General features: G+C 59.2%; 14 protein-coding genes. 2 read left to right on the forward strand and 12 right to left on the reverse strand.

Annotated elements, in window-relative coordinates:
• Positions 1 to 77: 77 nt before the first annotated feature.
• The 8 genes from LGH74_RS16725 to LGH74_RS16760 form a co-directional block, all read right to left on the reverse strand.
• Positions 78 to 731, reverse strand: coding sequence for an OmpH/Skp family outer membrane protein (locus LGH74_RS16725; RefSeq protein ID WP_226177396.1), 654 nt, complete (start codon positions 729 to 731; stop codon positions 78 to 80).
• Positions 732 to 822: 91 nt separating this feature from the next.
• Positions 823 to 1,386, reverse strand: coding sequence for a GNAT family N-acetyltransferase (locus LGH74_RS16730; protein ID WP_226177398.1), 564 nt, complete (start codon positions 1,384 to 1,386; stop codon positions 823 to 825).
• Positions 1,387 to 1,441: 55 nt separating this feature from the next.
• On the reverse strand, positions 1,442 to 2,494 hold the full coding sequence (locus LGH74_RS16735) for a succinylglutamate desuccinylase/aspartoacylase family protein (RefSeq protein WP_348532999.1): 1,053 nt from the start codon (positions 2,492 to 2,494) through the stop codon (positions 1,442 to 1,444).
• A 197-nt stretch (positions 2,495 to 2,691) separates the two neighbouring features.
• Positions 2,692 to 3,117, reverse strand: coding sequence for a GNAT family N-acetyltransferase (locus LGH74_RS16740; RefSeq protein WP_226177399.1), 426 nt, complete (start codon positions 3,115 to 3,117; stop codon positions 2,692 to 2,694).
• Between the two features lie 72 nt (positions 3,118 to 3,189).
• Positions 3,190 to 3,750 carry a hypothetical protein gene (locus LGH74_RS16745; RefSeq protein ID WP_226177401.1) on the reverse strand — a complete coding sequence of 187 codons (561 nt, stop codon included), beginning with the start codon at positions 3,748 to 3,750 and terminating at the stop codon, positions 3,190 to 3,192.
• Between the two features lie 124 nt (positions 3,751 to 3,874).
• Positions 3,875 to 4,834 carry a 30S ribosomal protein S6--L-glutamate ligase gene (gene rimK / locus LGH74_RS16750; protein WP_226177403.1) on the reverse strand — a complete coding sequence of 320 codons (960 nt, stop codon included), beginning with the start codon at positions 4,832 to 4,834 and terminating at the stop codon, positions 3,875 to 3,877.
• Between the two features lie 69 nt (positions 4,835 to 4,903).
• Positions 4,904 to 5,380, reverse strand: coding sequence for an ATP-dependent zinc protease family protein (locus tag LGH74_RS16755; protein ID WP_226177405.1), 477 nt, complete (start codon positions 5,378 to 5,380; stop codon positions 4,904 to 4,906).
• Between the two features lie 279 nt (positions 5,381 to 5,659).
• The gene (locus tag LGH74_RS16760) at positions 5,660 to 6,787 is read right to left on the reverse strand and encodes a PQQ-dependent sugar dehydrogenase (RefSeq protein WP_226177407.1); all 1,128 of its coding nucleotides are present in this window, start codon (positions 6,785 to 6,787) and stop codon (positions 5,660 to 5,662) included.
• Positions 6,788 to 6,941: 154 nt separating this feature from the next.
• On the opposite strand from LGH74_RS16760, the gene LGH74_RS16765 reads away from it, so the two are divergent.
• Positions 6,942 to 8,081: an MBL fold metallo-hydrolase gene (locus LGH74_RS16765; protein WP_226177409.1), complete on the forward strand. Its 1,140-nt coding sequence runs from the start codon at positions 6,942 to 6,944 to the stop codon at positions 8,079 to 8,081.
• 22 nt (positions 8,082 to 8,103) lie between these two features.
• Here LGH74_RS16765 and LGH74_RS16770 read toward each other — a convergent pair whose 3' ends face one another.
• A complete protein-coding gene (locus LGH74_RS16770) occupies positions 8,104 to 8,409 on the reverse strand; it encodes a 2TM domain-containing protein (RefSeq protein WP_226177411.1) in 306 nt (101 codons plus the stop codon).
• 190 nt (positions 8,410 to 8,599) lie between these two features.
• On the opposite strand from LGH74_RS16770, the gene LGH74_RS16775 reads away from it, so the two are divergent.
• A complete protein-coding gene (locus LGH74_RS16775; protein WP_226177413.1) occupies positions 8,600 to 9,166 on the forward strand; it encodes an O-acetyl-ADP-ribose deacetylase in 567 nt (188 codons plus the stop codon).
• A 195-nt stretch (positions 9,167 to 9,361) separates the two neighbouring features.
• Here LGH74_RS16775 and LGH74_RS16780 read toward each other — a convergent pair whose 3' ends face one another.
• From LGH74_RS16780 to LGH74_RS16790, 3 genes are all read right to left on the reverse strand, one after another.
• Positions 9,362 to 10,156 carry an alpha/beta fold hydrolase gene (locus LGH74_RS16780; RefSeq protein ID WP_226177415.1) on the reverse strand — a complete coding sequence of 265 codons (795 nt, stop codon included), beginning with the start codon at positions 10,154 to 10,156 and terminating at the stop codon, positions 9,362 to 9,364.
• A 132-nt stretch (positions 10,157 to 10,288) separates the two neighbouring features.
• Positions 10,289 to 10,846 (reverse strand): DUF502 domain-containing protein, encoded by a 558-nt coding sequence (locus LGH74_RS16785; RefSeq protein ID WP_226177417.1) that lies wholly within the window; start codon positions 10,844 to 10,846, stop codon positions 10,289 to 10,291.
• A gap of 96 nt (positions 10,847 to 10,942) precedes the next feature.
• Positions 10,943 to 11,830, reverse strand: coding sequence for a 4-hydroxy-3-methylbut-2-enyl diphosphate reductase (locus LGH74_RS16790; protein ID WP_226177419.1), 888 nt, complete (start codon positions 11,828 to 11,830; stop codon positions 10,943 to 10,945).
• Between the last annotated feature and the right edge of the window lie 19 nt (positions 11,831 to 11,849).

Raw genomic sequence — 11,849 nt, forward strand, 5'->3', positions numbered from 1 at the left:
TGCGGCCCCACAAAAAACGCCTGCCGTTCAATGCAAACAGCAGGCGTTTTCGAGGGTATTGACTGAAAAATTGGCGCTTACTTTTTCGCGGCGTATTCCTTGTTCAGGTGCTTCAGCACGGCGTCGGTAATGTCGATATCCTTGCGGCCGTAGGCAATGGTGCCGCTGGGGGCGGCAATGAGGATGAGCTTGTAGCCGTTGTCCTTACCGTATTTCTCAATCTGCTTGTTGATGCGGCCTAGCACCTGCTGGGTCATCTTGGCTTCTTCTTCCTGAGCCTGGCGCTGCAACTTTTCCTGGGCCTGACCCGCTTGCTGCTGCTGGGCCTGTAGCTTCTGTTCGGTGGCGGCACGCTGCTCGGGCGTCATGCCTTCGGCCTGCTTCTGGTATTGCTGCACGGCGCTCTGGAAGCTGGTTACCAGCGCCTGGTTCTGCTTTTCCCAGCCCCGGGCTTTGGCCTCGAAGCTGCGGCGGGCATCCTGCATGGCCTTGTAACCTTCCAGCAGCTTACCCGATTCCACGTAGGCTACTTTTTCGGTATCGGCCACGGCCACCACGGGCTCGGCCACGGTGGCGGTGGTATCGTCATCATCCTTGGCGACGGGCTGCACCACGGCTGTTTTGGCGGCTACGGGCGCAGCCGCGGGCTTGGAGGAGAAATGCAGGTAAAACAGAACCGCCACGGCCACCACAAGTACGGCGTCGATTATCAGGCGCAGGGAATTATTCATTCGGCAAAAAAAGAGAGGGAAAGAGAAACAGCCCGTCAATGGCTGTCCAAAGAAACACAAAAAGCGGCAAGCTACCTGCCGGTTAGCGCGTTTATCGTGGCGCTACCGGCCATTCTTCCCGCAGCGCGGCATACACGTACTCGTCGCCCCAGGCGCCTTTAAACCAGATATTGCGGCGAAAATGAGCTTCCCGGCGCATTCCCACGCCACTGAGCAGCCGTACCGAGCCCTCATTCAGGCAGTCGGTAACGGCCACCACGCGGTGCAGCTTCAGCGTCTCGAAGCAGTAGCCCAGCAGGCCGCGCAGGGCCTCGGCAGCGTAGCCCTGGCCCTGGTGCTGCGGAGCCAGCGTAATACCAATTTCGGCGATGCGCGGCTCATCGGCATTCAGGCACAGAGCACAGTCGCCCACCAGCTCGTTGGTAGCCAGCAAGGCAATGCCGATCTGGACCCAGCTGCCGGGCGCAGCCGGAATGGCGGCCCCGGTTTGGGAGGCTACAAAGGCAGCCGACTGCTCGGCCGAATACGGCTCCCAGCTTTGAAAGCGCGCCACTTCGGGGTGGGCCCGGTAGGCCGCAAAAGCCGCCAGGTCGTGGGGCTGGAAAGCGCGGAGCCGCAGGCGGGAGGTTGAAAGTAGTGGGGCAGGTTCACTCATTGCGGTAATAAAAACGACTTTTCTGTAGCTTTAATATCGATTTCGCGGCGGCGGTTTACAGGAATTCCTCGTCCAGCTCTTCCGGGTCGCCGGGCTTTTCGTTGAATGGCGGATTCAGGGCCAGCCGGGCTGCTTCGGCTTCGTCTACTAGGCCTACGTGCAGCAGCGCGTCGCCCTGGTTTACGACCGGCATGTGGTTCAGCCCAATGATGTAGCCCGACACCGGCGACTCCAGTCGCACGGCCTGCTCGCCGTAGGGGTCGGCCACGCTGCCGTAAGTCTGGCCCTTTTCCAGGTATTGCCCATTTTGCATGTGGCTCCGAAACAGGCCCGCGAACTTGGCCCGCAGCCAGGTATGGCGCAGGCAAATGATGGTGGGCTGGGTCGGTGGGGCGGCCTCGGGTACCATACCCAGGTGGTGCAGCACCCGAAACGTGCCGGCAATGGCCAGCTCAATGCCGTCCTCATCGAGCCGCAGCGACTCGCCAGCCTCATACACGATAATGGACTTGTTTTGTCGGAACGCAGCTTCCCGCAACGAGCCCGGCCGCAGCGCCGAATGCAGCGTGAAGGGCGCGGCAAAGGCCTGGGCCAGCGCGTCGCTGCCGGGCGAGCCGAGCTGGCAGCGCACCTGCGGAAAGTTGCTGCGGGCCGCCCCACCGGTGTGGAAGTCGATGCCGCAGTCGACCAAGGGCAGAATCTCGCGCATGAAGCGGTGGGCTACGCGGCTGGCCAACGAGCCGCGCGGGTGGCCGGGGAAGCTGCGGTTCACGTCCTTGCCATCGGGCACCTCCCGGCTGAAGTTTAGAAACCCGTAGATGTTGAGGATGGGAATGGCGATGATGGTGCCGCGCAGCGGGTGCAGCAGGTCGCGGCGGATGAGGCGGCGGATGGTTTCGATGCCGTTTACCTCGTCGCCGTGCATGCCGGCCAGCAGCAGCACCGTGGGCCCGGGCTCGGTGGAGCGAAACACGTGCACCGGCACGTCGATAACGGTACCGGAGGGCAGGCGCGAAATCACGAGCCGCGTCAGCACCTGTTCGCCGGGCCGGATGGTGAGGCCGTTGAGGTGCATATTGACGGGAGCAGCAAACGGGGATTCCAGCAAGACCAAACAGCGTTAGGGCTGCGTAACCACCGGACGCAGGCCGGGACCGGGCCATCCTACCCGCTCAGAAAGTGCGTAAGTTTCAAAAAAAATAACGGCTTTGTTGCTGCGCCCGCCAAGCCAGCATTTCGTCAGAGCGCTATTCGGGGCTATTGGCAGCCACAGTCAGCAGTTGTCGGGAGGACGGTTTGCTCAGGCTAGGGCCAGTAAAGTAACAAGTAAGGGCCGTCGGCCGATTCCCCCGCCTCCACCGTAGCCCAGCCCTGCGCCCGGTAGAAGCCCATGGCTTTCGTATTCGCCTGCAGACACTTCAGGGTTGCCGGCCGGCCTATTCGCGCCAGGCACTCCGCCAGTAAGGCCTTGCCCACTCCTTTTCCGCCGTGCCCGGGAGCTACATACAGGGAATGAATAAAATTGTCGGGCGGCCACCAGGCTATGAAACCAACCGGCACTTCCTGGTATAGAGCCACCAGTATCGTTTCGCCCTGCGTCGCGGCATCAAAGTCGGGCAGCGCAAAGGCCAGCGGGTCGGCCCAGGTGAAGGCCTGCTGGCGCGCTTCGAGGTAGATCTGGCGCAGCAGCTGGGTGTGTTCCGCAGAGTATTCCACGATGGTGCAAGTCATACGGTCAGAAGAGCTGGTCAGCTTTATAGCAACAGATAACAGCCATCCGTTAAGCTAAAGAACGGTACAAGCCTAGCCTACCATTCCACCAAGCGATTCTGCTAAATCACCAAAAAAGCACCACGGTGACATCTTGAATGAGGAGGCAGGTTTTGCAATGACCGGAATTCGCAATTTCTTCAGCTGCGCAATTTCTAAAGCTGATAACTGCGCCAGCTCCAATTTAATTAATCTGCTGCCAATAGAAATCCAAATAAAATTACCCCAGCTTTTTAGCACCCAATTCCCCTCGTCGTCCTTGGTCTGGTTAACCTGAACTTTCAAAACCTGACTGGTGGAAGTCGTAGCTGGCACATGGCGCGACCTGGACAAAAACCCGGCTTCCGAAAATTCGAGATACCCGCTTTTTAGCTTAAAACCCAGGTCGCAAACAGCCAGCAGCAGTGCCAAAGCCCCACTCAACACACAAGCAAAAAGAATAAAAGTAGATGCTGCAGAGTGCGAGTCACGGATAAAAAATCCGATTATAAATCCCAGCAAGCACAGCGCAGTCAGCGCATTCCGCACTACCGGGTTGTTCAGGAAACCTGCTTTTCTGATAACAAGCAGCCGGACGCCATCCGTATCTATCATATCGAACGTGCTTTGTTATTTATCGATACTTTTTTCATCCTCCGACAGTACTGTTTGGCCTAAAACAAAAAAGGGGCCTTCTCCTGCAAGAAAGACCCTTTTTTAAAATAATTACCCATTCCTCCTACCGCAACGGCATATCCGACTGCGAGTCGGGCATGGGCTCCCGCGTTTTTTTCGGCTCTTCGCCTTCCTTCAGCTTGGTTTTGCGCTGGGTCAGGGCTTCGGTGTACTCGATGATTTTGCCCGCAATGTTGAGTCCGGTGGCTTTTTCGATGCCTTCCAGACCCGGCGACGAGTTGACTTCCAGCACCAGCGGGCCGCGCTTGCTTTGCAGCATGTCCACACCGGCAATGCCCAGACCCAGGGCCTTGGTGGCCAGCAGAGCGGCGGCTTTTTCGGCCCGGGTGAGTTTTACCAGCGTGCCGGTGCCGCCGCGGTGCAGGTTCGAGCGAAACTCGCCTTCCTTGCCCTGCCGCTTCATGGCCCCTACCACCTCGCCATTCACCACGAAAGCGCGCAGGTCGGCGCCTTTGCTTTCGGCAATGTATTCCTGCACGATGATGCGGGCCTTGAGGTTGTGGAAGGCCTCAATAACTGACTGCGCCGCCTTTTCCGACTCGGCCAGCACCACGCCCAGGCCCTGGGTGCCTTCGAGCAGCTTGATGATAACCGGCGCGCCGCCCACCAGTTCAATCAGCTCGGAGACTTCGTTGGAGTAGTTGGTAAAGGCCGTTTTGGGCATGCCCACACCAGCCCGCGACAGTATCTGCATCGAGCGGAGCTTGTCGCGCGAGCGGATGATGGCCTGGCTTTCGACGGCCGTTTTCACCTTCATCATCTCGAACTGCCGCACTACGGCCGTACCGTAGAACGTGGCCGAAGCCCCGATGCGGGGAATAATAGCGTCAACCTTTTCGAGCCGCTTATCGAGGTATACAATGCCCGGCGCGCCTTTTTCGAGCACCAGGTTACATTTCATATGGTCGATAACAACCACGTCGTGGCCGCGTTCCTGAGCCGCTTGCACCAGACGAGTCGTGGAGTATAGCTTCGGCTCACGCGACAGAATCGCAAGTTTCATCGGAGGGGTGTCTTGGAGGAGGGTGAGAGAGGAGCAGAAGCTGGGCTGCAAAGTAACGACCCAATGCGCTTAGGACCGCGCCGAGTTGGGAGCGGGCTGAAATTTAGCCGACAGATTGCGCCGGGCCACGTCGACCACAAACCGGCCCCGACGCAGCAGAAGCCGCCCAATCAGGACCGGGTAGCGCATATCGGAACGGTCGGAGAGGGAGAATTCAGTTTGAAAATCTTCGTTGAACAGGCGAATCGTGGTTTGAATCACGTAGCGTTCCTGCACGTCACCATTGGAGCTTTTGATGTCGCGCAGCGTAAAGCTGGCGAAGTACATGGGCCGCCCGTTGAAGTTGGGATGCGTATCGTCGAGGAGCTGCACGCGCAGAATGTCGCGGCCATCGGGCAGGTGCTCCACATGGATATTGGAGCAGTGAATGGCCCCCGTATAGGCCCCGGTATCCACCTTGGCCTCCACTCCCTGGATATTGAACTCCGGAAAGTCCACCAGCTCACGACGGCCCACTACACGCTTCGGCACCCGTTGTTTTTTCATCGACGGGCAAGATAGGGGAGTTTAATATGCGAATGTGTTTGAATGTGGGGAATGTGCTAAATGTCGTTCCGCGTGCTTGTGAGCAGCACGAAGCAATCCGTCCTCTGCGCAGGTAGTAATGGCTCGTTTATCGCAAAGCCCTTTTCCTGTTACGACTAGCAAAGGCTCATCGAAATAGAAGGCTCAGTACATTTCAGCGGACGGATTGCCGCGCTTCGCTCGCAATGACACGGAACTACATTTAGCACATTCCCCACATTCCAACACATTCAACCCACATTACCCTTTGTAGCTGATGCGGTAGACGGCGTCGTTCTGGTCGTCGGAGAGTAGTAGGGAGCCGTCGGGGAGTTGGAGCAGGCACACGGGGCGGCCCCAGCTGGTTTTGCCCTGCAGCCAGCCCTCGGCGAAGGTTTCGTAGCTAGTGGCCTGCTTGCCGCTAGCATCGAGCTTAACGAGGCTGATGCGGTAGCCGATTTTGGTGCTGCGGTTCCAGGAGCCGTGCTCAGGGATGAAGATCTGGTTGCGGTACTGGGCCGGAAATTGCTTGCCGGTGTAGAATTTCATACCCAGCGCGGCTACGTGCGGCCCCAGCTTGCGGGCGGGCGCGGTGTAGGTGCCCGCCGATTTGCCCGCGCTTAGCTCGGGGTCGGCTACGTCGCCGGCGAAGAAGTAGGGAAAGCCGAAGTGCAGGCCGGGTGCAGGCAGGCGGTTCAGCTCGTCGGCGGGCAGGTTGTCGCCGAGCTGGTCGCGGCCGTTGTCGGTAAACCACATGGCTTTGTCCACCGGGCTCCAGTCGAAACCCACGGTGTTGCGCACGCCTTTAGCTACGGTTTCGAAAGCCGTTCCGTCGGCATTCATGCGGTTGATAGTGCCAAAAATGGGCTCCTCCGGCTCGCAGGAGTTGCAGGGCGCGCCCACCGGAATATAGAGCTTGCCATCGGGCCCGAAGGAAATGTACTTGTAGCCGTGCCAGTCCTTGTTGGGCAGCTTGTTGTACACCACTACCGGCTTAGGCTTCTGCTTCAGAGTTTTGGCGATGTTGTCGTAGCGTACCACGCGGTTGATTTCGGCCACGTAGAGCGCGCCGTTGCGCACGGCCACGCCGTTGGGCGCGTTCAGGCCGGTGGCCACGGTCACGACCTCATCGGCGCGGCCGTCCTTGTTGCGGTCGGGCAGCGCGTACACCTTGTCGTCCTTGGTGCCCACGTAGATGGTGCCATCGGGGCCGAGGGCCAGTTCCCGGGCGCTTTTCACGCCCTGGGCAAAGTAACTGATGGTGAAGCCGGCGGGTAGTTTTATTTTACTCAGGTTGGCGTCGGCGGCCGTGGTGGGGCGGTCATCGGGGCTGAAAGCCAGGGCCAGCGGGGCCAGCAGCAGCAAAGGCAGGAGTCGGCGGGTTGTCATACTGCTTCAAACCGGCACCCGCACCCGAAGGTTGCAACGCCGGCGGTAAGTGCAGCCCGACGAGCAAATTCGGCGCGGTTAAGGTATTTAGCGTACCAATGCGTCAGTGCAGCTAGCGGCCCGGCAACGGCTGCTCGGTTTTTCTCTTTTCTCTATGCGCAAACCTCTGAAATCTATCGGCCGACTTTTGCTCAGCCTGTTGGCCCTGTTGCTGGTGGCAGGCGTGGCTTTTGCCAACCTCAGCCCCGAGCTGGGTGGCAAGCCCACCAAGGCCCAACGCGCCGCCTACGCCAAAACGGGCCATTACGAAGACGGCGAATTTCAGAACCTGGTACCCACGACCACCATGACCGGCGGCAGTACATTCTCAGTATTCTGGAAATTCCTGTTCAACAAAAACCCGGCAGCCACGCCTGCCGCGCCCCTACCGATGCAGCCGCTCGATTCGCTCAGCATCACCCGCAAAACGGCCGATATGGTGCGCGTGACGTGGTTTGGGCACTCGGCCAGCTTGGTGGAAATTGCGGGCAAAAACATCCTACTCGACCCGATGTTGAGCGTGAAGATGGGGCCGCTGTCGTGGGTGACGCCCACGCGCTACAACCCGCAGCTGGCCATTACCGCCGAGCAGCTGCCGCCCATCGAGGCCGTGCTCATCTCCCACGACCACTACGACCACCTCGACTACCAGACCATTCTGCGCCTCAAGGACAAAACCGCGCATTTCTATGTGCCGCTGGGCGTAGGAGCTCACCTGCTGGCCTGGGGCGTGGCACCGGAGAAAATCCGGGAGCTGGACTGGCACGACTCCATTCAGCTGCCCGGCCTGACCATCATCAGCCAGCCGGCGCGGCACTTTTCGGGCCGGGGCCTCACCAACCGCAATTCCACTTCCTGGAGCTCCTGGGTGATAAAGTCGGCTAGGAAGCGCGTGTTCTACAGCGGCGACGGTGGCTACGGTCCCCACTTCCAGGCCATCGGCCGGCAGCACGGCCCCTTCGACCTGGCTATTATGGAGTGCGGCCAGTATGACCCGGCCTGGAGCCAGATTCATATGCTGCCCGAGCAAACCGCCCAGGCCGGCCTCGACGTGCGGGCCCAAGTGGTGCTACCCGTGCACTGGGGCGCTTTCACCGAGGCCCACCACGCCTGGAACGACCCGATACAGCGCGTGACGGCCGAAGCTGCCCGCCTCAAGCTACCCCTCACCACCCCCGAGCTGGGCCAGCCCGTCACGCTGGGCCAGGCCTCTTTGCCTCAGCGGCGCTGGTGGGAAACGGTGGCCGCGCAGTAGCAGTACTGTGTCCGAGGCGCCTCTAGCGCCCCTCCCGCTCGCGCACCAGCCGCTCGTACTCCCGCTCCGACTGTTGGCCGCCGAAGCCGCTGTAGACCCGCACACCGTTCATGAGCACGCCGAAACCCCAGAACACCGTAGACCACACCGGCCAGGGAATGTAGTTGAAGCGGTGGTTGCCGTGATGATTCCAGCCCGCGCCGTCGGTGAGAAACCAGATGGCCCACAGCAGGGCATTTACCACCAGATAGGTGAACAGATGAGCTTTGAATTTGGCGCGGGCTTTGGCCATGCGCCACAGTTGCGGGTCACGGTTGGTAGCTTCCATAGCGGTTCAGGAGGTTGAAAAGGTTGAATACGAAGCGAACCTATTGAATCCATTTTACATATTCAACCGCTAATATTCCGAATGGTAACCAGCCGGAGGCGAAGCGTCGAAAACAGCCGATGAAGCGTATTGGGTATAAGTCAACACTCTCGTCGCAGCGCCTTTTTCTACCACAGCTATTCAATTTCTGATGCCTATTACTGCCTCCGACTGGCGCACTAAAGCCCTGGCTTTCGGCCGCATTCTGCTCTACCAGGGCGATATTACCAAAGTCGATACCACGGCCATCGTCAATGCGGCCAACTCCTCGCTGCTGGGTGGCGGAGGTGTCGATGGGGCCATTCACCGCGCTGGCGGCCCCGAGATACTCGAGGCCTGCCGCCGGCTGCGGGCCGGGCACTATGGCAAAGGCCTGGCTACTGGCGAGGCCGTTATTACCACCGGCGGCCGCCTGCCCGCCGCCCGTGTCATCCACACCGTCGGGCCGGTCTGGAACGGCGGTCAGAAAGGGGCGTCGGAAAAGCTGGCCAACTGCTACCGCAACAGCCTGCAGCTGGCCGCCGAAAACCAGCTTGAAAGCGTGGCCTTCCCCAGCATTAGCACCGGCATTTATGGCTACCCCAAAACCGAAGCCACAGCCATTGCGGTGCATGAAGTACGGCAGTTCCTGGAAAGTCACCAGCTACCCGAAACGGTTGTTTTTGTGGTATTCGACGAGGAAAGCCGCCAGCTGTATGAGCAGGAACTGAGCAAATAGGAAATCTGTGTCATTGCGAGGAACGAAGCAATCCGTCCTCTGAAATGTGCTGAGTCCCTCTAAAATAAGAAGCGCTTTATCGAACCACCGATAAAGCGTTTTCTGGTAAAAGTATCAGGTCTTACTGCGTAGGGGATGGAGTGCTTCGCGTTGCTCGCAATGACAGGATTTAGCACATTCCTCACATCCTCCACATTACCACTTCACTTCCTCCGGATGCTGGCGCAGGTAATTGCCTACGTCGTAGATCAGGCCAGCGTGGCCGGCTTCGAGCAGCACGGTGTGGGCATGGCGCAGGGAGGCAATAAACTCCTGCAGGCCAGCGTGCGGGATAACCCGGTCGTGGCGGCCCAGAAAAAACGTGACGGGCGTGACGTGGCGATTCAGCAGGGAGGCCAGCTGCCGGGTATTGAAGACCAGATTGCGAAACCCGACCCAGCTGCGGTATACGCGCAGGCGCTTTTCGCGGCTATCTAGCTGCCACTGGGCAAAGCGTACCAGCCCCGAATCGACGAGGCGGCGCTGGGCCAGCCCGTCGATGAAGCGCAGCAGGCGCTGGGGGCGCAGCACGGCCCGGCCCAGCACGCCGCGCATCCAGGGCGGGTAGGTGGCCAGGGCGTACCAAAACTGGGTTTTGATGCCATCAGGTGCAATCAGCCAGACTTTCTCGACCCGCGTCTGGAACTGCTCTACGGCCGTGAGGGCAAACTTGGCGCCCATACTAAAGGCCAACAGCCCAAATTTTTCGATGTTCTGCTCGGCTAAAAACTCACCTAACAGTTCACCCAGCCGCTTTTTGGTAAGCGGTGAGTCAGCTTTGGCCAGCTTGCTGCTGCCGTGATAAAACAGGTCGAAGGCGTAGAGCGTCACGTCGGGGCCCAGTACGGCCGCCATACCGCGCCAGTGGCCCTCACTCTGCCCATAGCCGTGAAACGCCAGCACCACGCGCGGGCCGGTGCCGTATTTGCGGAAGTGCAGCAGGGTTTTCATTTATCAACTATGCGTTAACATGTATCAGCTCTTGCTGCCATACAGCCGGTAAACGCATACGCAGCGCTGAAATACTCCAACGCCGCCCTTACTCACCACCGGTCGATTGATAAATGATAACTGGTAAATGACCTACAGTCGGCTCACCCCGCCCGACACGATAAATTTCATGACGTCGCTGCTGGGCAGGTCGAGGTAGGTGACGTTGTCGGCGGGCACGAGCACCAACTCGCCGCTGAAGTTGTAGGAGTGCGGAAAGTACACGGCCATCAGGGCTTCGCGGTGAATGGCCGTCATGCTGGTTTGGGTCACGAAGCCCATTTTGTAGCACTGCGTGGCCTTGTTCATCAGCACCAGCACCGGCTGGTTGAACTTCTGGTTGTCGCCCACGAAGGCATCCAGCAAATCTTTCAGGCTGGAATAAATAATGCTGACCAGCGGCGTGCGGTGCAGAATTCGCTCGGCCAGCACCAGGAAGGGCCGCACCATAAACGACTTGGCAATAAAGCCCACAGCCGTTATCATGGCCACCATAATGAGCAGCCCCAGGCCCGGAATGTGGCTGCCGTCCCAGCTTAGGTCAAAAGTATTATCGAGCCAGCTGAAGATGGCAAACAGGATATAAACCGTCAGGCTGATGGGCGCGACGATGAGAAACCCATTCAGAAAGTAATTGAAGAACCTGCTCATAATGAGAAAAAGGCAAAAAAATACCCGGCCACAACCGGCCGGGCAAGTAACAAAGTTTGGCAGTAGGAAACCGGAGTTTTTAGCCTGGCCGCCGAATTACGCGGGCAGGCTTTCGGCTACCTCGGTTACCCGGTCGGCCACGCGTTGCATGAGCCACATGGGGGTGCTGGTGGCGCCGCAGATGCCCACGCTGCCTGCGCCTTGCAGCCAGGCTTCATCTAGTTCCTGCTCGTTTTCGATGAAATAGCTGCGCGGGTTAGTTTGGTTTACCACGCTGAACAAGGCCTTGCCGTTGGAGCTTTTTCGGCCGCTCACAAACAGCACCACGTCGTATTCAACGGCAAACTTGCGCAGGGCCGGCTCCCGGTTGCTCACTTGCCGGCAGATGCTGTCGTTGGCGTCGAACGACTCAAGGCTACCCCCGGCGGCAGCAATGCGCTGCTCAATCAGGGCCTTCATGTGGTAGAAGCCGGCGGTGCTTTTGGTAGTTTGGCTAAACAGCGTGACGGGCCGGGCAAAGTCGATCTGGTCGAGGTCGGCTTCATTCATCACGATGATGGACTGGTTGCCGGTCTGGCCATTGAGGCCGGTTACTTCGGCATGGCCGGGCTGGCCGTAGAGCACAATCTGGCCGTTCTGGCGGGTGGAGCTGTCGAAGGCGTGCTTCACGCGGTTCTGGAGCTTGAGCACCACGGGACAGGAGGCATCAATCAGCTCCAAGTTGTTGCGCAGGGCCAGAGCATAGGTTTCGGGCGGCTCGCCGTGGGCCCGGATCAGCACCTTGCAGTCGCGCAGATTCTGGAGCTCTTCCCGGTCGATGATGCGCAGGCCCTGCTGGTGCAGGCGCTCCACTTCCATCCGGTTGTGCACAATATCGCCCAGGCAGTAGAGGGTCGGCTGGTTGGCCAGCTCGTCCTCAGCCATCTGAATGGCAAATTCAACCCCGAAACAATACCCCGAATTCTTATCTATCGTGACGTTCATGGTTTCTCTTGCAAGTGGC

This window comes from Hymenobacter lucidus (genome assembly GCF_020447265.1).
Taxonomy (GTDB): domain Bacteria; phylum Bacteroidota; class Bacteroidia; order Cytophagales; family Hymenobacteraceae; genus Hymenobacter; species Hymenobacter lucidus.